Source organism: Epilithonimonas arachidiradicis, from assembly GCF_003610695.1.
GTDB classification, from domain to species: domain Bacteria; phylum Bacteroidota; class Bacteroidia; order Flavobacteriales; family Weeksellaceae; genus Epilithonimonas; species Epilithonimonas arachidiradicis.
This window is the reverse complement of sequence record NZ_RAQH01000001.1, coordinates 572,639-595,638: the sequence shown is the minus strand read 5'-3', so window position 1 is coordinate 595,638 and position 23,000 is coordinate 572,639. Positions and strand designations below refer to the sequence as shown.

Here is a 23,000-nt window from a genome sequence, read left to right as displayed (position 1 = left end):
ATTGGCAGTTCTGTTAACTCCAACGTTTCTCAGAGGCGAACTGATGAAAGCTTGGTTAGAGCTGATTGTTGATGACATAGACAGCATACATTATCAATGGTTACAGTTCCGGAGTGACAACCTTTATAAACTGGCGCACAATAGCCAAATCTGTTACTTGAGAAAAGCCCTCAACGATAGGTTTGACCCTTCGCTCAGAAGGATTGAAATTTCTTCCGGAAATGCTTTTACAAGACAGTATATCTACACAGATGCTGAACAAAAACCAAAATGGCTGGGAACTATGTATCTGTATGGTGATGAAGATTACGAAGATACAGGCGTTGACTTTATTGTTAAAGTGCCAACAGATTTGGTTTTCTCAGTATATGCAATGACTGCTTTGGTCGATTATTATAAACTCGCATCGAAGCGATATAAAATTATAAAAGTTTAAAATGAACAAAATAGATTACAATCAGCCGGGTGGTTTTGGGTTGTCAACACAAATTCTTGATGCTGCTCAGGAAGCTTACAAGACTTTTAACGCTTATGGTAGTATGGCTGGAGAAATAGCAATTATCACAGGCTGCGAAGTTGGTGGCAGCGGTTTTGTTAACGATGGTTTTGTTTCGATTTATGGTGAATTATTGCCGTTCAAAGGCGGTCAACAATCTGCTAATGTAGCTATCGTTGAAATTGCAGATGCGAGAGGCTTTGAGGATGGTTCAATCAAGCCGGTTATCTACACCCGTTATGCAACATTCGGCGAAGGGACGCCTTCTTATCCGTGGTCAAGTTTCAGAAGACCTCTCACACTTTTTAAAATCGAAGATGAATTAGTCAAATTAAGAAAGTCCGTTCCAATTGGATTAGTAGCAGTTTGGGGCAAATTTACAGAAGATATTCCAGAAGGTTGGGAGCCGTGGGATATTGCAGCCGGATGCGTTATTGCAGGAAGAAAAGTAGGAGATGTGAATTTTGGGGCGGCACAAGGTAGTAAAATTGGAGCAGCACAAATTACATTAGACATCAATCAGATTCCAGCTCACAATCACGATAGTGAAATTAATTCTTCAGGCGATGACGTGGATAGTGATGGCTTTGGCTCAGCTGTAGTTACATCAAACCGTGAAATTACAGGAATTAACCGTCAGAATGTTATAAGAATAAAAAACAGAGGAGGCGGACAACCACACAGTAACATCCAACCTTCACTAATAGCAGATCACATAATCTTTGTAGGATTTGATTAAAAAACAATGGCAAAAGTAGATATTAATATCATCAAAGAATGGTTCCGCAACTTTAAAAAACCGGATCAGGATCAGTTTTGGTCTTGGTTGGATTCATTCCGTCATAAAGATGACAAAATTCCGATGGCAGATGTAGATAATCTCACTCAAACATTAGCAAAAAAAGCTGATCTTGTGGATGGCGTTGTTCCGGAAAACCAATTGCCGTTCACAATAAACACAAATGAGGTTATTGCGGTTGGAGAAATCACAACGACTTCAAATAACGTAAATGTAGGAGTGCATTCATCGGGAACAAATAAAGTGAGAATCGGAGGTAAAGTATTAACAAGAGCTTTTGCTAATGATCTACCTTTTACCGCCGTAACTGACGGACAGAAGTTTGTTCGTGTAGTTGCTAGAGATCAAGCCGGATTGTTTTTTTTAAAAGAGGGTGTGGAATCGGACGAGCCTAAAGAGCCTTCGATTGATCCGGGCGAAGTTCATGTATGTTTAATTTTGATCACACCGGAAGGGTCTTACATTGATCCGGAAGTTTTGAACGGATTCAAAGAAAAAGCAGAAGATAACTGGAAAGTAGTCTATCCAAACAAACTATCCTACTATGCACTCGTGTATAGTGATGCCAGAACGTGTTTTTCTTTGGAAGAAAGAATACCTTCATCTGTAGATAAATATATTAATACGATTGAATTTTCTGAAGAAACGACTAGGGATGTCCTATTCACTATCAAAAACAATTCAATTGGAAAAGTAATAATCAGCAGTGTAGTTACTGATGGACTTTATAAAGGAATTGTTGACAACACACCATTTACAATACCTGCAAAGTCAACAGTTTTATGTAAATATAAGCATTCAACTGATGTTGTAGAGATATTGAAGGTTGGAAGTTCTGACAGTATTACTTCAATTGTGACAGATACAACGCTGAAAGGTAATGGAACCGCCGGAAACCCTGCCGGTTTATCTGATGCTAAAAACGCTGAGATTGCAGGAAAAGAAAATGCTATTACAGCTGGTACAACATCGCAATATTACAGAGGAGATAAGACGTGGCAAAGTCTTAATAAAGCAGCTGTAGGGTTAGGGAACGTTGATAATACTTCTGATGCGAATAAACCGATAAGTACCTCGGTTCAAACAGCGCTTAATCAAAAAGTAAATAATCCTACAGGAACTGGAACTGCTTTGGCGCAAATCAACGCCGATAATTCTCTTTCAAGAATTACTGTTGGGGCAACACCGGTTGTCAATGTTTTCGGTGAAAATGCTTCAGGCGGATATTCAAAGCAAGCTACAAAGAGTTATGCTTCTATTTCTGCTATAACTGCAATGCCAACGTTTGCAGAACTGGAAGCGTACGGCACCGATGAAGTTCACGCCCAAAACTTAAATGGATTTTTCAAAAAAGTAGGTTTGCACTGGCATTTTTACGAAGCCAAAACCGTAATAATGTAGTTATGCTCAGAGATAAAAATGGAAATATAATAACAGATGTTGCTGGTAAAATCTTAAAACCAATCACGCCTCCAGACATTGAATGGGAAATCAATTCCAATACCTTCCCTCCACAAGGTCAGGCTACGCCGTATTTTAGACTTCAAACGAAGTCTGGGTCCAACACCGTTTACTTTGATTATGGTGATGGGAGTCCAATCGCTTCAATCCCTTTTACAACAGCCGTTACTTCTATACCAACTTATGTATATCCCTCAGGAGTGGCTGCGAGAACCGTTAAAATGTGGTTTGCTGACAACAATAATGTTTCATCTTTAAATGTTGCTAGACAGAATTTCATAGGAAAATTTCCTGAAAATCTTCTTTTTTACAGAATAAATACTATTGCTTTTAGCAATTTAATTTTTGATGATTTTCCATTAGGATTAGGTGGAGGAATATTTCCAGTGTTAACGTTAATTAGTATCACAAGAAATGTTATTAATTACATTCCTAATTGGATAACTAATTCTCGGGTTTCAGTATTGCAGATTTCAGGATTAAACTTAGCTGATAAGACAACAAATCGATTAGATAAATTAATAAAAATTCCCAACCTTGCACATTTAGGTTTAGGATCAAGTGCAATAACAACCGCTTCGTTACCCACTAACTTTAAAAACATTGAACCTTTAAGAACATTAGGTTTTAATTTTAATCCAGTCACTACAATAAGTCAAGAAATTAATGATTGCAAACAAATTACTAGATTAAGTTGGGGTTATGATACTACTGTAAATTGGACGAGTTCTGGAAACTCAGTTCCGATAACTGACTGGGGTGTTGGAATAGGAGGAATGAACTTAAATAGTTTTGTTATTTGCGGAAATACTTCGGGACAATTAACAACAACACCTCCAAAGGGTATCGAAGATTGTCCAACGTTGAGAACAATCGATTATAGAAGTAGTTATCGTGCTAATCAGGCACGAATGGATGAATTGGTCACCAACTTTTATAACAAAACAGTAGAATTTGCAACATTATCAAATAGTTCAGCAGTTAATGGTGTACTTAGAAAAATCAATTTTGATATAAGCTGGATCAATGGAGCATCCGGCGCAAATAACAGACCATCGGGTACATATCAAGCTCCATCCGGATTTTCTTTAGGTGTTAATAACGGAATTCCAGCAAGCGCAATGGAAATGCTTTATGTATTGGTGATGCATTATAAGTGGGTTATAACGATAATGAATACAGCTTTAAGTGGAACTCAAATATTAAGTTAATTATATATGAAACTAACAGTTATTTATGACGGCACAGTAATATTAGCCGTAATGGAAAAGTCAAACACAGAAATAATATCAACAGATTCGACTTCTGATGTCGCCACCGGGACAAAGGAAAATCTATTGCTGATGTTCACAGCATTAGGAGCTGATGTAACAGCGTTGCAAGACTATGTTGTTAACGTCTAGCCAGCCTATTAAAAAGCCTTTAAATATTCTTTAAAGGCTTTTATTTTTGGACGTTCTGTTTTAATTTATTGGACATTTTGATTTGCCGATTATAGAAGCCTTTGTAAAATCACACAAAGGCTTTTTTATTTTTTTTTTGATTGTTGATGTAACAATTCTTTATCAACAGTTGTCTTACTAATAAAATCTGATAAAATTTTTAACATTGATAATCAATGAATTAAAATCAATAATAAATTTTATTTACTACTTTGTATTGCATAATACTTAAATTAATACATATCTTTGCAATGTAAATTATTAGAAACTACAAACTACTTTACTAAAACCAAGTATTATGAAAGCCAAAATCCTAATTGCAGCAATTTTTTTCTCAGGAATGATTTCTGCGCAACAGACTCAGAAAAAAACCGAAGAGACAAAAACGATAGAAGAAGTGAAATTGAGTAAGAAAGTTTTTGTAAAAAAATCTGATCGATTTGTTTATGATGTTGCTTCATCTCCTATTGCAAAAGGGACCAATTCCTTCAACCTTCTGCAGCAGACACCAATGTTGTCCAGCACGGATGGGAAGACTTTCAAAATAATGGGAAAATCTAATGTTGTTTTTTACATCAATGGTAAGAGAACGCTGATGGATGCAGAAGCCATTACCGAAATGCTGAAAAATACACCGTCTGAAAACATCCAGAGAATAGAAGTGGTAACAGTTCCGGGCAGTGAGTTCCAGGTAGAAGCGAATGAAGGTGTCATCAACATCGTGATGAAAAAAAGCAAAACGAATGGCTATAACGGAACTTTGAAAATGAGCAACAGCCAGACTTTTTACAATAACCCTTCGTCCGGAATCGCACTTAACGCAAGACAAAATAAATGGTCTTTCAGCACCAACTTCAATATGGGAAGCTGGAGAGAAAGAGAAAAATATACGCTGACCAACGGGAACGATACTTTCCAGAATAATTCTTTAGGAACGATGGACGACCCGAACAAAAACTACGGTGGAAGTGTGAATATCGATTATGAAATCAATAAAAAACAAAATCTAGGTTTCAGCTACAATATGCGTTACAACAAGAGCTTCGGGTCTGTTTTGGATATGACGAATTTTGAAAACGGCGTGTTATCCAATAGAACTGTTAACCAGGAAGATGCGCAGACCAGAAATCATAACTTCAACCTGAATTATGAAATCAAAACTGACACGCTCGGAAGTAAATTGACCTCTAACATCTCTTACCTGTGGTTCAACAGAGATAAAGTGAGTCTGGGCGAATCGTTCCCATTAAAAGCTGACGGAAGATATAGCGCATTCCAGCAGGCCGTTCCTCAAATCATCAACAACTATGCGGCGAACATTGATTATATCAAGAAATTCCGAAAAGAAAGCACTTTGGCAATAGGAACAAGTTATAATCACACCAACACAGACAGCGATACAAGACAAAATGATTTTGACGGAACTCAATTTGTGACTAATAACACACTTTCCAATCATTTCATTTACAAAGAAAATATCATCGGCGCTTATGCGACTTTCGAGAAAAAATTCTCTGACAGATTCTCTGCAAAAGTAGGAACAAGATTCGAAGCAACCTTGAGTACGGGCGATGTTGTTGGAAAACCAGATATCGGTTTTGAAAGAAATTATAACAATCTTTTGCCTTATGCGACTTTGAATTATGCCATCAACGACAATAACAATATCACATACAGCTTTTCCAGCCGGGTGAGAAGACCTGGATTCGGACAACTGAATCCTTCCAGAACTTACTTTACTCCAAATAATTATATTCAGAACAATCCTTTTATGCAGGCTTCCAAGAATTATAATCAGGAAATCAACTATATGTATAAGAATGCGTTCTATGCGAACCTGAGTTTCAATTTTGCAGAAAACGCTTATGGACAATTGCCTCTGCAAGGTGTTGAAACCAAACTTGTAAGAGACGAAAATGGAAATCCTACATATGATGCGGACGGAAATCTAATAAAAGTCACAACCAAATTCCTTAGATACATCAGAACCAATTACGGCAACAACAAACAATTGGGATTGACTCTGGGAATGAACAAAGCCTGGTTTGGCGATATCTGGACAACAAACTATTCTGCCAACTTCGAATATGCAATTTATAAAGGAAGTGTAACGAAAGATCCAACTTCACAACAAATCCCAGGAGACACAGAGGAATTGCAGCCTTATACAATTGATGTAAAAACGTTGAACACGTTCTTCCAGGCGAACAATATGATAAGATTGTCTGCGAAAAAAGATTGGTACCTGGGTGTTAATTACTGGCTGATGCCAACAAGAGAAATGGAGATCGGAAAACTTCATACGCAACAAAGCCTGGATTTGAACATCAAAAAAATAATGGGGAATTTCACATTCTTAGTTGAATTAAATGATATTTTCAATCAGAACATCGATGATGTCAGAACGATACAAAGTAACGGAAGTTACAACACTGTGAGAAGCTTCCAATACAGAAGAGAATTCAATATCAATGTGACTTATAACTTCGGAAACCAAAAATTGAAAAAAGCAAGAGAAGTGAAATCGGCTAACGATGCGATCCGCTCCAGAACTTAATCATAAAATCAACTTTCAAACACCAAATCAACTCTATAACTCTCAAACCCTAAAACTCTCAAAATGAAAACTAAGACTCTCATCGCTGCCATATTTTTCTCAGGATTGATCTATGCTCAGGAAACACCTAAAAAAGATTCTGCTGAAACAAAAAGTATAGAAGCTGTTACTTTAACCAAACAGGTTTTCAAGAAACAAAGCGACCGATTTGTTTATGATGTAGCTGCTTCGCCCGTTGCAAAAGGCAATACAGCATTCAGTTTGTTGAAGCAAACGCCGCTGGTTTCTTCGACTGATGACAAAACGTTGAAAATCATTGGAAAAAATAACGCTGTCATCTATATCAACGGTAGAAAAACCAATATGGATGCTGAATCATTGACCCAATTTTTGAAAAATACGCCGGCAGAAAATATTCAGAAAATCGAAGTAATTACTTTACCTGGAAGTGAATATCAGGTGGAATCTTCTGACGGAATCATCAACATCATTTTGAAGAAAAAAATGACAGATGGACTGAACGGGAATATGAGAATGGGAAATTCACAAAACTATTACAACTCCACTTACGCCGGTGTTTCGCTCAACTACAGAAAAAATAAATTGGGAGTCAGCGCGAATATTAATACCAGCGAAAACATCCAGGAGCAATATTATATCCTGAGAAACGGGAATGATAAAGCCAGCAATCAGTCGGAAGGACGAGTAACCGATCCCAACAAAAACTTAGGTGGTTATCTGAATATCGATTATCAATTAAATGATAATAGTAATCTTGCTTTGACCTGGAATTCCTGGGCGAACAGAAGTTATGGTTCTACATCCAATTTATTCAATACCATTAATTCAAAAAATGATGCAGGTATAGCATTACCTACTAAATATAATTATACTAAAAACCTGGAAAATGCCCGTTCTTACAATAATTCCCTGAACCTGAATTATGAATGGAAAACTGATACATTGGGAAGCAAATTAAATCTGAATGCAGCCTATCTCAACTACAAACGTTTTCAAAATGCGGACAACAAAACTTTTGACTCCGATATATTTCAAAACTTAAGTCAATATCCAACCATTGAAATCAAACAAAGCACACCTCAGGTTATCAATAATTTTTCTTTCTTAGGCGATTATATCAAGAAATTTAAAAATGATTTCACAGTTTCGGTTGGAGGAAACTTTAACAAAACAAAAACCGACAACGATACGCAAAGCACTACAACTGTTTTTGATGCCAGCGGTAATCCTGCCGAACTGTTCGAAAACGGCGTAAGAATCGACAATCCAAAGGAAAATCCAAATCATTTTATATATGACGAAAATATCTACGGAGTCTATCTGACATTGGAAAAAAAATTTTCAGACAAGTTTTCAGGAAAAATAGGTAGCAGATACGAGATGACGAATAGTGTCGGTAAATCAGACAATACAAAAAACGAATCTCTCAGAAATATTGAAAGAAATTATAATAATCTGTTGCCTTATGTAAGCCTTAATTATGCTATCAATGATAATAATAACATCTCTTACGCTTTTTCCAGCAGAATGAGAAGACCAAGCTTCTGGGAACTGAATCCTGTTAAAAATATTCTGACCGATGTTAATTATACTCAGAATAACCCTTTTGTGAAGGCATCTTCGGTTTACACCAATGAGTTTACATATATGTTTAAGAATTCTTATTTCCTGATCATCAACCATTCATTTACGAAAAATGTGATTACACAAGTACCTTTACAAAGAGAGATTGTGAAAGATGGAATAAATTATAAAGAGCTAAGATACATCAGAACCAACTTCGGAGACAAGCAAGAGATGTCCGCGATGATCGGGATGCAGAAGTCTTTCTTCAAACAATATCTGACCTCTAATTTCAATATCGGAATGCAGCGAAATGTGAACAACGGTTTCCTGAACACAGACCCGATCACAGGCGATGTTTTCCCGGATTATGTCAACAAAATCAAATCTAACAGCTTATTGATTCAAACCAATAACACTGTGAGATTAGACAAAAACAAAACCTGGTTCTTAGGCGTCAACTATTGGTACGTGGACAACCAGCAAATCGAATTAGGAAGACTAAAATCACTAATGAGTCTGGACGCCAACATCAAAAAAGTCTGGAACGACTGGACTTTTGCTTTGGAAATCTATGATATTCTGAAAACGAATAAAGTCGTGATTACCGATTATCAGGACAATGGCAACTTTAATTACATTAATCAGAATCAATATAACCAAGGTTTGAACTTCAGCGTTACATATAATTTCGGGAACAAAAAAGTTCAGAAAATCCGGGATATCAGCAGCGCAGACAAAGACATAAAAAACCGCACCAGATAACATACATTATATTTTTCTTATCAAATCATTATTTTCAAAAGAAATCCCGAAGAAAGTCTTCGGGATTTTTATTTCTATTTAAATGATTTTATTTCCTCGGCAAGAAAACCTCAGCCAGCATACATCTCGCACTTCCGCCACCGTTGGTTTCTATTACTTCTAAATCGGAGTAGATGATATCACAATATCTTTTGATGGCCGCAACTTGTTCCTGATTCAAAGAATTGTACGCACTTTGGCTCATTACTAAAAACTTCTCTCCAGAATTATTCTGAACCTGAAGCATATTTCCGGCGAAGTTTTGCATTTGGTCTTCGGAAATTTCTATTAATTCTTTTCCTGAGTTTTTAATTGTTTCGATGACTTTTTCTCTTTCCAGTTCGTCATCGATGCAATCCAAGCAAATCACAACGAATTTATCCGCAACACACATCATTACATTGGTATGATAAATTGGTAATCTTTCTTCGCCAGCCGTCTGATAAGAATGAAAGACCACAGGTTGAAAACCAAACTCACTACAGAATTTTCTGAATAAATCCTCATCCAATCTTAATGAAACAGAACCGTAAGCAATCTTATTATCGTGATCGAAAATCATACTTCCTGTTCCTTCCAGGAATTTGTTGTCTTTTTCAGTTTCAGAATAATCGATGATTTCTTTCACCCCAAATTGTTCTTTAATTTGATTGATGATATCCTCACGTCTCTCCAAACGTCTGTTTTCAGCAAACATCGGGTATAGAACCACTTTTCCATCTCTATGAAAACTTACCCAATTATTTGGGAAAATTGAATCGGGTGTTTTTGGGTCAAGCGTATCTTTTATCGTAATGACATTGATGCCTTTTGCTCTTAGTTTTTCAACAAAAGAATTGAATTCTTTCAAAGCTTCATCCTGAACATTTCCTTCTTGCTGAACCTGAAAATAATTATTAACCGCTGTCTGCTCGTTGAATCCAAAAGCAACTGGTTCTATCATCAAAACTGTATCTGTAGTCTGCATTTATAAGTTTGAGTGTTTTAGAATGAGAGAATTGGAGAGTTATTTTTCTGATGGGAATGAGCACCATTTATTGGATTGACTCATCATAGTTACTAACATCCCAATTACTTCATTATATTGATTGTTCAAATTATTAAATTGTTCTTCATTTATGTAATCACAAGCCAATGAAAACTGAAGCCAAGTTTGAGTTTCTCTTGGTTCGCCTTCAGAATCTGTCAGCTTTGCGACAAATGATTTTTCATACTTCCGTCTCCCCCAAGCTTCGCTAATATTTGCAGAAACCGACCGAGAAGAACGTCTGATTTGGTCTTTGAGAGAATATGTTTCTTCTTTTGGAAATGTTTTTGAGAGTTCAAATATTTGCATTGCAACATCAAAGGACTTTTGAAAAACTTTCAAATCTTGATGAAATTTAATTGTTGACATCTTTTGTATTTTAAACTAAAATACAAAATCTCAAATAACTCTCAACCATAAAAACCCTTCTACTCTAAAACTCTCAAACCCTCCTACTCTCTAACCAGCGGAAGCGTCGAACATCTCAACAATCCACCCATTTTAGAAATCTCGCGGTAAGGAATTTCTTCTACAGTAATTCCCCATTCGTTTCGGAAATGGTCATTCATTCTGGTGAAAGCTTTGTCGGAAACGACTACATCTGGCGCAATTGAGAAAACATTCGGGAACATTTGGAACATTTCTTCGTCATTGATATTGAAACAATTTTCTTCGCCAAAAATATCTATCACCAATTGATAGTCATCCTCATCCACAAATCCATTTTTGTAAATCACACATTTATCTTCGCCAATCGGGTTGAAAGTGCAATCCAAATGTAATATTCCTTCATAAGGTTTGGTATCATTTTTCTTCAAATCGAGGTCGATGATTCTCTTTTTGGGGAAATATTCTTTCAGGATTTCAATCGCATATTCGTTGGTTCTGGCAGTTTTCAGATTCCGGTAATCCGGGCTATAGCTTGTTCCAATGAAAAGAAACTCATCCCAAACGATGACGTCGCCCCCCTCGATATGTGCTTTTTCCGGAAGATTGATGACATTCCTCCAGGAAACCTTGTCAATGATATGTCGGTAAGCTTCCTGTTCATCGGCTCTGTCAGGAATGATGTTGGAAATAATCATTTTGTCCTCTATCACAAAAGCTACATCGCGGGCAAAAACCTGATTGTAATCTTTGATAATTTTCGGACGAAAAACCTCAACATCATATTTCTTCAACACTTTTTCGAACTCTGTCATCTCGAAAACAATAGCTTCTTCTGTTGGGTAGATATTATTTTCAATCGTGTTGTAAGATTTTGCATCATAACTCTCTGCAAGCGTAGGAACTGGTCCATTGGATTTTGGTTGTCCTAAAACTACAGATTTCAGTCTTCCTGTTTCGTTTTTGATATTAAGATTCATAAATTCTGAGAATTGAGCAAATATAAATAAAGCTCGGCAATAAAGGCTAATTCAGTAATAATATCTGTTGATATATTTAATGTTCAAATTTTAATTTTTCAATTCTAATTATTATAAAAAAACAATCCCCAAAACTTACATTCCGGGGATTATTAATTTTCATTAAATATCTTATCTGTTCTTGATATCTACATAATCTCTTTTTTGAGCTCCTTGGTAAACCTGTCTTGGTCTTCCGATCGGATCTCCTTTCAGTCTCATTTCTTTCCACTGAGCGATCCATCCCGGTAATCTTCCTAATGCGAACATTACGGTGAACATTTCTGTTGGAATTCCCAACGCTCTGTAGATGATACCTGAATAGAAATCTACGTTTGGATATAATTTTCTTTCGATGAAGTAATCGTCTTCCAAAGCTACTTTTTCCAACTGCATTGCAATGTCCAAAGCTTTGTCCTGGATTCCTAATGCTTCTAACAAATCGTCAGCCGCCTTCTTAATAATTTTAGCTCTTGGGTCGAAGTTTTTGTAAACTCTATGTCCGAAGCCCATTAGACGGAAACTATCGTTCTTATCTTTGGCTTTAGCAACATATTTAGAAACATCGCCGCCATCTTTTTCAATCATTTCCAACATCTCGATAACCGCTTGGTTTGCTCCACCGTGAAGTGGTCCCCAAAGTGCAGAAATACCTGCTGAAACCGAAGCAAAAAGACCTGTGTGAGCAGAACCTACCATTCTTACAGTAGATGTAGAACAGTTTTGCTCGTGGTCAGCGTGAAGGATTAACAATTTATCTAAAGCAGCCGTTACAACCGGATTGATTTCAAACTCTTCGTTTGGTAGTCTGAAGGCCATTTTGTAGAAATTCTCTACATAATTTAAGCTATTATCTCCGTGATTTAATGGTAAACCAAGCGTTTTTCTGTAAGTCCAAGCCGCAAGATGAGCAAATTTAGCAATCAGCAATTCAGCAGCAAGGTCCATTTCTTCTTTTGACTGAACATTAACCGCTTTAGGGTTAAAGGCCGTCAACGCAGAAGTAAGCGTAGACAAAACGCCCATTGGGTGGGCAGAACGAGGAAAAGCATCAATGATTTTCTTCATCTCCTCTGCTACGAAGTTATATTTTTTGATGTTACCGTTGAAGGTATTAAACTGCTCTGTTGTTGGTAATTCTCCGTGAAGTAAAAGATACATTACCTCCGTAAAATTGGATTTCTCAGCAATCTGCTCTATTGGATAACCTCTGTAGAACAATTCACCCTGATCACCATCTAAGTATGTAATTTCACTGATTGTAGCACCTGTGTTTTTATAACCAAGATCCATAGTAATCAAACCTGTTTGGTCTCTCAGTTTGGAAATATCAATTCCTCTGTCTCCGATAGTACTATCTACGATTGGATATTCAAAGCTTTTCCCGTCGTAATTTAATATAACTTTATTATCTGACATTTTAAAAAAATTTATTTGCTAAATATAATACTTTCAATCTTAATGCTCAACTGACAAAAGTCATATCTCACCATCGATTCTGTTAATATCAATAATTGAATAAAAAAAATAATTATTTATGAAAAAATCAAATAATTAACAAATTGAATTTCAATTAAATAAAAAACAAAAAGCATCTGGAAAATTCCAAATGCTTTAAATTATAAATTTTTGTTAAATCTTATCTTTTGATTTTGAATGCATCCAAACCAGGGAAAATCGCCGTTTCTCCAAGAGCTTCTTCAATTCTCAACAATTGGTTATACTTCGCCATTCTATCAGATCTAGAAGCAGAACCAGTTTTGATTTGTCCACAGTTTTGTGCCACTGCCAAATCAGCAATTGTAGCATCTTCTGTTTCACCAGATCTGTGAGACATTACTGTTGTATATCTGTTTTGTTGAGCCATTTGTACAGCTGCCATTGTTTCAGATAGAGAACCGATTTGGTTAACTTTTACAAGGATTGAGTTAGCTGTATTTTCTTTGATACCTCTAGCCAATCTTTCAACATTAGTTACAAATAAATCGTCTCCAACCAATTGAACTCTGTCTCCGATTTTATCTGTCAATTCTTTCCAACCAGCCCAGTCATTTTCCTGCATACCATCTTCGATAGAGATAATTGGATATTTGTTAGCCAATTCAGCTAGGTAAGAAACTTGTTCGCTGCTTGAGAATACTGGCGCATCCGGAGTTTGGAATTTTCTGTAATCGTAAACACCATCTTTATAGAATTCTGAAGCGGCACAATCCAAAGCAATCATTACATCATCACCAGGTTTGTAACCTGCTTTTTCGATAGCTTGTAGCAAAGTATCCAAAGCATCTTCTGTTCCTGTGAAAGTTGGAGCAAATCCACCTTCGTCACCTACGGCTGTAGACAAACCTCTTCCGTGAAGAATAGATTTTAAGCTGTGGAAAATCTCAGTTCCTTTTCTCAAAGCGTGAGAGAAAGAATCTGCTTTTACCGGCATCACCATAAATTCCTGGAAAGCGATTGGCGCATCTGAGTGAGAACCACCGTTGATAACATTCATCATCGGAACAGGAAGTGTATTAGCGTTTACACCACCCACATATTTATAAAGAGGCATTCTCAATTCAGCAGCAGCAGCTTTTGCAACCGCCAAAGAAACACCTAGAATTGCGTTAGCACCTAATTTTCCTTTATTAGAAGTTCCATCAAGGTCAATCATCACAGCATCGATAAGATTTTGTTCGAAAACTGGCAATCCAATCAATTCCGGAGCAATCACTTCTTTCACATTTTCTACCGCTTTCAAAACACCTTTTCCTAAGAATTCCGGCGCACCGTCTCTCAGTTCTACCGCTTCGTGTTCACCTGTAGAAGCACCGGAAGGCACCGCTGCACGTCCCATTGCTCCACTTTCCGTGAAAACATCTACTTCTATTGTCGGATTCCCTCTGGAATCTAAAATCTGTCTTGCTTCGATAAATGAAATGTAACTCATTGTCTTGATGTTATTTATTTAAGATTTTTATTTTGTCGCTTTTTCAAAAGCATTGCAAATTTAAGAAATTTAAAATATTATGTGATGAATCATTTTTTAACAATGATTTTTAAGTAAAATTATTTTATTTGAGAATTCTGTATTTCACTTTTACGATGCCGTCATTAAGGTTGGCAATGCGCCGGAATGCACCTTGACTGATATCAAATTCGCGGGAAGGTTTCAGCGGACCTCTGTCATTGACAGTAATGATAACCGATTTGTTTTTCTCAACATTTACAATTTCTACCCGTGTTCCGAATGAAAGTGATTTGTGAGCGCCCGTCATTTTAGAATGTCTGTAAGTTTCGCCACTTGCCGTCTTTTTACCATCAAATTTATTAGCATAATAAGATACAGATGTGGATTTGTAACCAGAACCTCCATTGGATGAATTTCGACTTCCGCAAGAAATTACGAATACCATCAGTAACAAAATGTATATTTTAAAGACATATTGGGATATTCTGTAAAAAGTTTTCATTATTATAATTTACAAAGGTTAATAAGTGAAAAATATAAATGTTAATTATTCATTAATATTTTGTTTATATTGCAGGAATTTCTAAATTAGATTTCTAAATCATTTTAGAATTAATCAAATCTTCTTTTGAAATGAGTTACGAAAGTATAAAATTAACGATAGACAGAAAAATTGCAGTTGTAACCATCAACAGACCGGAAAGCTTAAACGCTTTGAATGCTCAGGTTTTTAATGATTTGGAAAATGTGTTTGATAGTTTGGCTTTTGATAAAAATGTAAACTGTGTTATCGTTACAGGAAGCGGAGAAAAATCTTTCGTGGCTGGTGCAGATATCAAAGAATTTTCTGCTTATAGTTCAGAAAAAGCGAAAGAACTATCAGAAAGGGGACATTCTGTTTTTCAAAAAATAGAAGATTTGAACAAGCCTGTGATTGCTGCAATCAATGGTTTTGCTTTAGGCGGAGGATTGGAACTGGCGTTATCCTGCCACATACGATACGCTTCGGAAAATGCAAAATTAGGTTTACCGGAAGTTACTTTAGGATTGATTCCTGGTTATGGAGGAACACAAAGATTGCCAAAACTGGTAGGAAAAGGCTTGGCTAATGAGATGATTTTCTCAGCAAAAATGATTACTGCTGAAAAAGCCAAATCTATTGGTTTGGTGAATGAAGTTTTTTCTTTGGAAGAATTGCTAGCAAAAACTCAGGAATTAGCGGAGCAGATTGTGAAAAATTCGCCATTAGGCATTACAAAAGCGATAAAAGCGGTGAATGCAAGTGACAAAGACAATGGAATGGAAACTGAGATTGATTCTTTTGGAGAATTATTTTCAGGAGAGGATTTTAAAGAAGGTGTTTCAGCTTTTCTGGAAAAGAGAAAGCCTGCCTTCAGCTAAATTGGAGTAATGAATTATAACAAATTCGATATTGCTTATCTTAAGATGGCGTCCGAATGGGCAAATCTGTCTTATTGTAAGAGAAAAAAAGTAGGTGCGCTAATCGTAAAAGACAGAATGATAATTTCTGATGGATACAACGGAACACCTTCTGGCTTCGAGAATAATTGTGAAGATGAGGAAGGAAAAACCAATTGGTTCGTACTTCACGCAGAAGCCAATGCTATACTTAAAATAGCCAGCAGCACACAATCTTGCAAAGGTGCAACGTTATATATAACGATGTCTCCGTGTAAAGAGTGCAGTAAATTGATATTACAATCCGGGATCGAAAAAGTGGTTTATATGACCGGCTATTCTGATGACAGTGGATTAGAATTTTTAAAAAACGCAGGAATTGAGATTTTAAACATTACAGAACAAGAATTATATAATCATATATGAAAAAGTAAAAATTATTTTACAAAACAAAAACAAATAAAAAAACACAAATATGAATTGGTCCGAAAAAATTACAGATTTCTCAAATTTTCTAAAATTTGAGAAAAGTTTCTCCGACAATACACTTGATGCGTATATCAGAGATATCAAAAAGCTAGAAAGCTTTGCTACAACCGAACTTGAAAATGTTTCTCCTCAGAACATCACCTACGAAAACCTTCAGGAATTTATCTATCAGCTTTCCAAAAAGAAAATAAGTGAAAGGTCACAGGCCAGAGGTATATCTTCTATCAAAGCTTTTTTCAAGTTTCTTCTGGAAGAAGAATATAGGACAGATAATCCTGCAACGCTTTTGGAAGGCCCAAAATTAGGCCTTTACTTACCTGATACATTAAGCGAAGAAGACATCAACAGGATCATCAACTGCATCGATTCTAATACAGATATTGGAAAAAGAAACCAATGTATTTTAGAGGTGCTTTACGGTTGTGGTCTCCGCGTATCTGAGTTAGTGGATCTTAAAATCTCTAACATTAATTTCAAAGAGAACTTTATCATTGTAGAAGGTAAAGGCGAAAAGACGAGATTAGTCCCTTTAGCCCGATCCACGGCAGAATTTATCAAGGATTACATACAGACTGTAAGGAGCAAGAGCAAAATCAATAAAAAACATGAAGATATCCTTTTCCTGAACAGTAGAGGGACTAATATGTCGAGAGTGATTGTTTTCATTATCATCAAAGAATTGACTCAGAAAGCAGGAATCAACAAGAGCATTTCTCCGCACACATTCAGACATTCTTTTGCAACGCATTTGCTACAAAATGGTGCAGATTTGAGGTTTATCCAAGAGATGTTGGGACACAGCAGCATTACGACAACACAAGTTTACACACATCTGAAAACTGAGGAATTGAGAGATGTGATTTTAAATTTTCACCCAAGAAATAGAAACATAGCGTCTTAGTTTTTTCTTAAATTTATCCAATGGAAAATTTAAGATTCTGCCCAAAATGCGGTCAGGAAAAACTGTTATGGAATCACATTACCAAATGGAGTTGCAGCAATTGTGATTTTGTTTTATATCACAATACAGCTGCAGCTGTTGCGGTAATTATCAAACATAAAGATGAATTATTCTTCACAGTACGAAATCAGGAACCTGGAAAAGGAAAATGGGATTTGCCCGGTGGTTTCACAGACCCAAAAGAAACATCTGAAGAAACTTGTACCAGAGAATTGAACGAAGAACTCGGATTAACAATCAATCCGCAAGAATTTAAATATCTCGGAAGTCAGCCGAACATCTATCCTTATAAAAATATTGATTACAATACTTTGGATTTGTTCTATCTATATGAAGTTGAGGAAAAATTTGAAATCCAATTAGAAGAATCTGAAATCTCCGAAACCATTTGGATAAAAGCTTCAGAGCTTGATTTGGATAAGATTGCTTTTGAATCTCAGAAGAAATTTTTAAAAAGCTATTTGCAAAAATAATGTTCTCATCAGAACAGTGTTTTTTTAGTTAAACAGAAACTCCGGAAAGTAATTTTCCGGAGTTTCGATTTTATTTCCATTTGATATTGCAACCTAAACTCGGTCTTTGGAATTCTTCCTGTTCTGCTCCGGCTAAAAGATTTTCAAAAGCGACAATCAAATCTTCACCTGTAATTTCCTTTTGATTTCCTGGTCGGGAATCATCCATTTGACCACGATAGATCAGACTTAGATTTTCATCAAAAAAGTAAAAATCCGGCGTGCAAGCTGCTTCAAAAGCTTTTGCGACATCTTGAGATTCATCGTATAAATAAGGAAATTTGATACCTCTTTCATCTACAAAATCAACCATCATCTCCGGAGAATCCGCAGGATATCTATCAACATCGTTAGAATTAATCCCGATAAATTCAATGCCCTGAGGTTTATAATCTTCATACAATTCTTCCAATTTATCGATGATGTGAAGCACAAACGGACAATGGTTACACATAAAAACAACCAAAGTTCCTTTCTTTCCTTTTAAGGATTCAAGGCTTTGTAATTCATTATTTTTTGAAGGATTAGGAAGTTTAAAATCCGGAGCTTTTGTTCCTAAAGCCAGCATATTAGAAGGTGTGTTTGACATAATAATTTATTTAATATAACAATATAAAAGTGTATCAATTTACCATTTTAAAAAATCCGATTGGTAAATTGGTAAATTATCACATTGGTAAATTTGATAACAAAGATAAGGCTTCTTGCATAGAATTATCATAGTTGAGCCAATTTACATTTTCCAGCTTTTTGTTCCACGTGATTTGTCGCTTGGCGTAACGTCGGGAATTTTTCTTGATTTCATCAATGGCGAAATCCAAGTTCCATTCTCCATCAAAATATCGAAACAATTCTGAATAGCCAACCGTTTGCAGAGCCACTTTATCTCTGTCAGTAATCAAACCTCTTGCTTCTTCCAACAATCCGTTCTCTATCATTTTATCAACACGAAGATTGATTCTTTCATAAATTACTTCTCTCGGCGCATCAATTCCTATTCTAATGGTTTCAAAACTTCTTTTTTCTTTTGGTGAACTAAGATTTTCGGTGTAGGTTTTTCCGGTTTGCCAAATGATATCGATAGCTCGTAATAAACGCCTAGGATTGTCTTTATCTACAATTGAAAAATAATTAGGATCTAATTCTTCAAGCAATTTTTGCAAAGCTTCCAAGCCATCATTTTCCCAAAGTGATAATAATTTTTGTTGATTTTCTGCATTAGCTTCGGGCAAGTTATTCATTCCTTCCACAACTGCTTTTTCGTACATCCCGCTACCGCCAACCATTATGGCAATATCTTTTTCGGCAAAAATTTCATCAAGTTTTTTCAACGCATCAACTTCATATTGTCCGATTGAATAATAATCTTTGACACTAAGATTAGCCACAAAATGATGTCTGGCTTCCGCTAATTCTTCATCAGTTGGCATCGCTGTTCCAATTCTCATTTCCTTATAAAATTGGCGAGAATCACAGGAAATAATTTCCGTATCGAGATGTTTTGCCAAATCGATGGACAATCGGGTTTTCCCGATTCCTGTGCTGCCGATAATGGAGATGAGACGTTTCAACAAAAAATTTTTGCAAATTTACAATTTTGAATCACAAAGCCACAAAAGGTTTTTTTCAAACAAATTTTAAAGGCCCAGATAAATCGGAGATTTTGATTTTGCGGCTTAGGAGGATCTTTAAACTAAAAAATTTTGGGCCTTTGCGTTTAAATGCAGATACAATTCTGGAATTATTCGTTATTTTTACAGTCAGAATGTCATTCAGATTATCAAACTCCAAACTTCCTGATGTGAAAACGACGATTTTCACAGAGATGAGCTTATTGGCACAACAGGAAGGTGCAGTCAATCTTTCTCAGGGATTTCCGGATTATCAGCCTGATGAAAATTTAATCCAATATCTCGGAGATTTTGCAAAACAAGGACACAATCAATATGCGCCTTTGTCTGGAATCAAAGAATTACGAGAAGAAATTTCAAGGAAATTCAATGCTCAATATCAAGTGGATTATCATCCCGATTCGGAAATCAATATAACAGCTGGAGCAACTCAGGGAATTTTCACTATTATCTCTGCATTTGTGGGAAAAGGTGATGAAGTTATTATTTTTGAACCGGCTTACGATTGTTACGAACCTGCAATTATCCTGAATGGTGGAGTCCTGAAAAACGTCAAAATGCTTTATCCCGATTACGAAATCAATTGGGACGAAGTCAAAAATCTGGTTTCCGAAAAAACCAAGATGATGATTATCAACAACCCGAATAATCCTTCCGGAAAAATCTTTAAGCAAAAAGATATTGATGAACTAATTTCGATTGTAAAAAATACGGATATCATTATTTTGAGCGATGAAGTCTATGAAAGCATTATTTTCGATGAAAAAACTCATCTGACATTAGCCAAATATCCTGAACTGAAAGAAAGAACTTTCGTCGTTGGATCTTTCGGGAAGTTATTGCACATCACAGGCTGGAAAATCGGTTATGTTTGTGCACCATCGGATTTGATGACTGAATTCAGAAAAGTTCACCAGTTCAATGTGTTTTGTGTGAATACGCCGGCACAATTTGCAATTTCTAAATATTTGCAAAATGTGGATGATTTCAAATCCATCTCAACATTTTTCCAAACCAAAAGAGATTATCTTAAAAATGCTTTGAAAGAAACACCTTTCCAATTATTGGATTGCGAAGGAACTTATTTTTTATCTGCTAATTTTGGCGCAATTTCTGATAAGCAAGACAAGGATTTTTGCTACTGGTTAACCAAAGAATATAAAATTGCAACCATCCCGTTTTCTGCATTTTACAAGGATAAAACCGATGAAAAAGTCATTCGTTTTTGTTTTGCCAAGGAACAGGAAACACTAGACAAAGCCATAGAAAAGTTATTAAAAATTAAAATATAATGAAAAACCTAATCATCGCCACTTCTTTGTTAATAGGAGTTAGCGCATTTTCTCAAGCGAAAATTGACCCAACAAAACTGAATTATATGTCAGTTGACGTAAGTCCAATGGATGCGGTTTATTACCCACTTCAAGTGACTTCATCAAAAACGGAAACCCCAAAAGTAAAGTTAGAATACTCTCGTCCGCAGAAAAAAAACAGAGTAGTTTTTGGAAACCTTATTAAGTATGGAGAAATCTGGAGATTTGGCGCAAATGAAAATTCTGAAATCAAATTTTACACGCCAGTGACAATTGGTGGAAAAGAAATTCCTGCAGGAACTTACAGTATTTTCGCCATTCCGTTTGAAAAAGAATGGACGATTGTTTTAAATTCTGAAACCGATAAATGGGGTGCATATTTCTACGACAAAAGTAAAGATGTTGTGAGATTTAATGTTCCGGTTGAGAAAACAGCTTCTCCAATCGAATATTTTTCTGTGACGTTTGTACAGACAAAATCCGGAGCAGATTTGTACGCTGGTTGGGATAATACGCAGGTTAAATTCCCGATTGTTTTTAAATAATCTCAAAGATTTGTAATAATTAAAGCCTTGTCAAAATTTGATAAGGCTTTTTTGTTTTTAAAACTCTAAAGTCAACAAATCTTCAAAACTTTGAATCTGAATTTTTGGATTTTCGATTTTTCCAAAACCATAAGCGGCATAGATAAAATCAACGCCAGCTTTTTCAGAAGATTCTTTGTCCCAAATGGTATCGCCAACATAAACAGGATTTTGCAGGTTATTTCGTTCCACGATGAGCCTGATGTTCTTGTCCTTTGGGAAACCGTCGTTGCCAAAACATTCGAAATCCTCAAACAGATCTTCAAAACTAAAAAAACCGATGAAGTTCTCAATGTAACCCTTCATACAGTTGCTGACAATGAAAAGTCTGTAATGCTTTGTTAGTTTTTCTAATGTTTCCCTGACTTTTGGAAATAATTCGCCGCCGAACTCTTTGAGATATTGACTTTCTTTCTGAGCATAAATTGCCTCAAATTCTTTCAGCTTTTCTTTTGGAACAAAACTGAAATGTTGTGCAAAAATATCATCCATTTTCATCCCGGAAAAATCTCTCACAGTCTGAGATGTAATCCGGATATCGAACCCAACTTCCTGAATGCTATTATTAAAAGCTTTGACCACAGTTTCCGAAGCATTCCACAGTGTTCCGTCCAAGTCAAAAATAATACTGTCTCTTTTCATTACCTAAAACATAAACCATTCGTTCACCAAACTCGCTGCTAATCTTGCAGTTCTTTCCTGGATATCAAAGTTTGGATTCACTTCTGAAACATCTAGCGCTTTTATTTTTTCTGAAGATAAAATATGACGGTAAATCTGCATAAATTGACGGCCGGCAAAAATTCCGTTATAAGCAGGCGCACTGACTCCAGGCGCAATGGATGCATTGAAAACATCCATACAAACGGTGACGTAAACAATGTCCACATCTTCCAAAAATGAATTAATTGTAAACATCAGATTCGGAATATTTTCGGAGTAGATTTCGTCAGCAAGAATATATTTCATCCCAAAATCATCCGCAATTTCGAACAACTTTCTGGTGTTACTATTTTTCTGAATTCCTATATGTAAAGAGTGAATCTCGCCTTCCTGAGCGATTTGCCAAAATCCAGTTCCAGAAGTTGCCAATCCATTTTCCGGTTCTCGGTTATCAAAATGAGCATCAAAATTAATAATTCCGATTTTTTGATTGGGAAAAGCTTTTCTGATTCCGGAATAATGCGCAAAAGTAACTTCGTGTCCACCACCTAAAACAACAGATTTTCCTTGTTTTAATAACACTTTCGAAACTTTATCTGCTAATAAATTTTGTACAGCTTCAAGATCATTATTTTCACATTTGATATTTCCGAAATCTTTCAGAGAAAACTCAGAACTAACAACAGGAAAATTGGACATATTCTTTCTGATCAAATCTGGTGCATCCTGAGCTCCTACTCTACCTTTGTTACGTTTCACGCCTTCATCCACTGCAAAACCGTGTAAAACGAAATCATTAGGTTTAATATTTTCATAATCAGAATCTGTTGAAACTCTTTGAAAAATCCTGTGGTAAGATTCTTCTTCGCCATCAAAGCGGCCAGTCCAAATTTTCATTT

Annotated in this window: 23 protein-coding genes; 13 read left to right on the top strand and 10 right to left on the bottom strand. The window is 36.0% G+C overall.

Annotation, left to right across the window (positions count from 1 at the left end; translation table 11 throughout):
• The first annotated feature begins 1 nt into the window (after position 1).
• The 7 genes from BXY58_RS02820 to BXY58_RS02790 all read left to right on the top strand — a co-directional run bounded on the left by BXY58_RS02820 (position 2) and on the right by BXY58_RS02790 (position 9,104).
• On the top strand, positions 2 to 436 hold the full coding sequence (locus BXY58_RS02820) for a hypothetical protein (protein WP_229728375.1): 435 nt from the start codon (positions 2 to 4) through the stop codon (positions 434 to 436).
• A 1-nt stretch (position 437) separates the two neighbouring features.
• Positions 438 to 1,235 carry a hypothetical protein gene (locus tag BXY58_RS02815; RefSeq protein ID WP_120212278.1) on the top strand — a complete coding sequence of 266 codons (798 nt, stop codon included), beginning with the start codon at positions 438 to 440 and terminating at the stop codon, positions 1,233 to 1,235.
• Between the two features lie 6 nt (positions 1,236 to 1,241).
• Positions 1,242 to 2,696 (top strand): hypothetical protein, encoded by a 1,455-nt coding sequence (locus tag BXY58_RS02810; protein ID WP_120212277.1) that lies wholly within the window; start codon positions 1,242 to 1,244, stop codon positions 2,694 to 2,696.
• Between the two features lie 2 nt (positions 2,697 to 2,698).
• On the top strand, positions 2,699 to 3,967 hold the full coding sequence (locus BXY58_RS02805; RefSeq protein WP_120212276.1) for a leucine-rich repeat domain-containing protein: 1,269 nt from the start codon (positions 2,699 to 2,701) through the stop codon (positions 3,965 to 3,967).
• A gap of 6 nt (positions 3,968 to 3,973) precedes the next feature.
• Positions 3,974 to 4,159, top strand: a complete 186-nt coding sequence (locus BXY58_RS02800) for a hypothetical protein (protein ID WP_120212275.1) — start codon at positions 3,974 to 3,976, stop codon at positions 4,157 to 4,159.
• Between the two features lie 337 nt (positions 4,160 to 4,496).
• On the top strand, positions 4,497 to 6,755 hold the full coding sequence (locus BXY58_RS02795) for an outer membrane beta-barrel family protein (protein WP_120212274.1): 2,259 nt from the start codon (positions 4,497 to 4,499) through the stop codon (positions 6,753 to 6,755).
• Between the two features lie 63 nt (positions 6,756 to 6,818).
• Positions 6,819 to 9,104, top strand: coding sequence for a TonB-dependent receptor domain-containing protein (locus BXY58_RS02790; protein ID WP_120212273.1), 2,286 nt, complete (start codon positions 6,819 to 6,821; stop codon positions 9,102 to 9,104).
• Between the two features lie 88 nt (positions 9,105 to 9,192).
• On the opposite strand, the gene ctlX is transcribed toward BXY58_RS02790, so the two are convergent.
• From ctlX to BXY58_RS02760, 6 genes are all read right to left on the bottom strand, one after another.
• Entirely contained in the window at positions 9,193 to 10,110 is a 918-nt protein-coding gene (gene ctlX, locus BXY58_RS02785) for a citrulline utilization hydrolase CtlX (protein WP_120212272.1), read from the bottom strand.
• A 39-nt stretch (positions 10,111 to 10,149) separates the two neighbouring features.
• Positions 10,150 to 10,539: a four helix bundle protein gene (locus tag BXY58_RS02780; RefSeq protein WP_120212271.1), complete on the bottom strand. Its 390-nt coding sequence runs from the start codon at positions 10,537 to 10,539 to the stop codon at positions 10,150 to 10,152.
• A gap of 83 nt (positions 10,540 to 10,622) precedes the next feature.
• A complete protein-coding gene (locus tag BXY58_RS02775; RefSeq protein ID WP_120212270.1) occupies positions 10,623 to 11,537 on the bottom strand; it encodes a dimethylarginine dimethylaminohydrolase family protein in 915 nt (304 codons plus the stop codon).
• A gap of 171 nt (positions 11,538 to 11,708) precedes the next feature.
• Positions 11,709 to 12,995, bottom strand: coding sequence for a citrate synthase (locus BXY58_RS02770; RefSeq protein WP_120212269.1), 1,287 nt, complete (start codon positions 12,993 to 12,995; stop codon positions 11,709 to 11,711).
• Between the two features lie 220 nt (positions 12,996 to 13,215).
• Positions 13,216 to 14,508, bottom strand: coding sequence for a phosphopyruvate hydratase (eno, locus tag BXY58_RS02765; RefSeq protein WP_120212268.1), 1,293 nt, complete (start codon positions 14,506 to 14,508; stop codon positions 13,216 to 13,218).
• Positions 14,509 to 14,632: 124 nt separating this feature from the next.
• Complete coding sequence (locus tag BXY58_RS02760) at positions 14,633 to 15,031, bottom strand: septal ring lytic transglycosylase RlpA family protein (protein ID WP_120212267.1); 399 nt, start codon at positions 15,029 to 15,031, stop codon at positions 14,633 to 14,635.
• Positions 15,032 to 15,162: 131 nt separating this feature from the next.
• Here BXY58_RS02760 and BXY58_RS02755 point away from each other — a divergent pair, with 131 nt between their 5' ends.
• Genes BXY58_RS02755 through BXY58_RS02740 form a run of 4 tightly spaced genes read left to right on the top strand, consistent with a single transcriptional unit; the run spans position 15,163 to position 17,871 of the window.
• The gene (locus BXY58_RS02755) at positions 15,163 to 15,930 is read left to right on the top strand and encodes an enoyl-CoA hydratase/isomerase family protein (RefSeq protein WP_120212266.1); all 768 of its coding nucleotides are present in this window, start codon (positions 15,163 to 15,165) and stop codon (positions 15,928 to 15,930) included.
• 9 nt (positions 15,931 to 15,939) lie between these two features.
• Entirely contained in the window at positions 15,940 to 16,374 is a 435-nt protein-coding gene (locus tag BXY58_RS02750; RefSeq protein ID WP_120212265.1) for a deoxycytidylate deaminase, read from the top strand.
• Between the two features lie 49 nt (positions 16,375 to 16,423).
• Positions 16,424 to 17,338 carry a site-specific tyrosine recombinase XerD gene (gene xerD, locus BXY58_RS02745; protein ID WP_120212264.1) on the top strand — a complete coding sequence of 305 codons (915 nt, stop codon included), beginning with the start codon at positions 16,424 to 16,426 and terminating at the stop codon, positions 17,336 to 17,338.
• Between the two features lie 20 nt (positions 17,339 to 17,358).
• Complete coding sequence (locus BXY58_RS02740; RefSeq protein WP_120212263.1) at positions 17,359 to 17,871, top strand: NUDIX hydrolase; 513 nt, start codon at positions 17,359 to 17,361, stop codon at positions 17,869 to 17,871.
• 70 nt (positions 17,872 to 17,941) lie between these two features.
• On the opposite strand, the gene BXY58_RS02735 is transcribed toward BXY58_RS02740, so the two are convergent.
• Entirely contained in the window at positions 17,942 to 18,499 is a 558-nt protein-coding gene (locus BXY58_RS02735) for a thioredoxin family protein (protein ID WP_120212262.1), read from the bottom strand.
• Positions 18,500 to 18,578: 79 nt separating this feature from the next.
• Entirely contained in the window at positions 18,579 to 19,484 is a 906-nt protein-coding gene (gene miaA, locus BXY58_RS02730; RefSeq protein ID WP_185140457.1) for a tRNA (adenosine(37)-N6)-dimethylallyltransferase MiaA, read from the bottom strand.
• A 191-nt stretch (positions 19,485 to 19,675) separates the two neighbouring features.
• On the opposite strand from miaA, the gene BXY58_RS02725 reads away from it, so the two are divergent.
• Entirely contained in the window at positions 19,676 to 20,833 is a 1,158-nt protein-coding gene (locus BXY58_RS02725; protein ID WP_120212526.1) for a methionine aminotransferase, read from the top strand.
• Entirely contained in the window at positions 20,833 to 21,399 is a 567-nt protein-coding gene (locus BXY58_RS02720; protein WP_120212261.1) for a DUF2911 domain-containing protein, read from the top strand. Before BXY58_RS02725 ends, BXY58_RS02720 begins: the two co-directional genes overlap by 1 nt.
• Before the next feature lie 57 nt (positions 21,400 to 21,456).
• Here BXY58_RS02720 and BXY58_RS02715 read toward each other — a convergent pair whose 3' ends face one another.
• The gene (locus tag BXY58_RS02715; protein ID WP_120212260.1) at positions 21,457 to 22,080 is read right to left on the bottom strand and encodes an HAD family hydrolase; all 624 of its coding nucleotides are present in this window, start codon (positions 22,078 to 22,080) and stop codon (positions 21,457 to 21,459) included.
• Positions 22,081 to 22,083: 3 nt separating this feature from the next.
• Positions 22,084 to 22,998: a formimidoylglutamase gene (gene hutG, locus BXY58_RS02710; protein ID WP_120212259.1), complete on the bottom strand. Its 915-nt coding sequence runs from the start codon at positions 22,996 to 22,998 to the stop codon at positions 22,084 to 22,086.
• Positions 22,999 to 23,000 lie beyond the last annotated feature (2 nt).

Coding starts and splice junctions, on each gene's coding strand:
- BXY58_RS02770 (WP_120212269.1), bottom strand. CDS start 12,995: ATGTCAGATAATAAAGTTATATTAAATTACGACGGGAAAAGCTTTGAA.
- BXY58_RS02795 (WP_120212274.1), top strand. CDS start 4,497: ATGAAAGCCAAAATCCTAATTGCAGCAATTTTTTTCTCAGGAATGATT.
- BXY58_RS02725 (WP_120212526.1), top strand. CDS start 19,676: ATGTCATTCAGATTATCAAACTCCAAACTTCCTGATGTGAAAACGACG.
- xerD (WP_120212264.1), top strand. CDS start 16,424: ATGAATTGGTCCGAAAAAATTACAGATTTCTCAAATTTTCTAAAATTT.
- BXY58_RS02735 (WP_120212262.1), bottom strand. CDS start 18,499: ATGTCAAACACACCTTCTAATATGCTGGCTTTAGGAACAAAAGCTCCG.
- hutG (WP_120212259.1), bottom strand. CDS start 22,998: ATGAAAATTTGGACTGGCCGCTTTGATGGCGAAGAAGAATCTTACCAC.
- BXY58_RS02815 (WP_120212278.1), top strand. CDS start 438: ATGAACAAAATAGATTACAATCAGCCGGGTGGTTTTGGGTTGTCAACA.
- eno (WP_120212268.1), bottom strand. CDS start 14,508: ATGAGTTACATTTCATTTATCGAAGCAAGACAGATTTTAGATTCCAGA.
- BXY58_RS02775 (WP_120212270.1), bottom strand. CDS start 11,537: ATGAATCTTAATATCAAAAACGAAACAGGAAGACTGAAATCTGTAGTT.
- BXY58_RS02810 (WP_120212277.1), top strand. CDS start 1,242: ATGGCAAAAGTAGATATTAATATCATCAAAGAATGGTTCCGCAACTTT.
- BXY58_RS02760 (WP_120212267.1), bottom strand. CDS start 15,031: ATGAAAACTTTTTACAGAATATCCCAATATGTCTTTAAAATATACATT.
- BXY58_RS02800 (WP_120212275.1), top strand. CDS start 3,974: ATGAAACTAACAGTTATTTATGACGGCACAGTAATATTAGCCGTAATG.
- BXY58_RS02755 (WP_120212266.1), top strand. CDS start 15,163: ATGAGTTACGAAAGTATAAAATTAACGATAGACAGAAAAATTGCAGTT.
- BXY58_RS02790 (WP_120212273.1), top strand. CDS start 6,819: ATGAAAACTAAGACTCTCATCGCTGCCATATTTTTCTCAGGATTGATC.
- BXY58_RS02780 (WP_120212271.1), bottom strand. CDS start 10,539: ATGTCAACAATTAAATTTCATCAAGATTTGAAAGTTTTTCAAAAGTCC.
- BXY58_RS02720 (WP_120212261.1), top strand. CDS start 20,833: ATGAAAAACCTAATCATCGCCACTTCTTTGTTAATAGGAGTTAGCGCA.
- BXY58_RS02740 (WP_120212263.1), top strand. CDS start 17,359: ATGGAAAATTTAAGATTCTGCCCAAAATGCGGTCAGGAAAAACTGTTA.
- BXY58_RS02715 (WP_120212260.1), bottom strand. CDS start 22,080: ATGAAAAGAGACAGTATTATTTTTGACTTGGACGGAACACTGTGGAAT.
- ctlX (WP_120212272.1), bottom strand. CDS start 10,110: ATGCAGACTACAGATACAGTTTTGATGATAGAACCAGTTGCTTTTGGA.
- BXY58_RS02750 (WP_120212265.1), top strand. CDS start 15,940: ATGAATTATAACAAATTCGATATTGCTTATCTTAAGATGGCGTCCGAA.
- BXY58_RS02805 (WP_120212276.1), top strand. CDS start 2,699: ATGCTCAGAGATAAAAATGGAAATATAATAACAGATGTTGCTGGTAAA.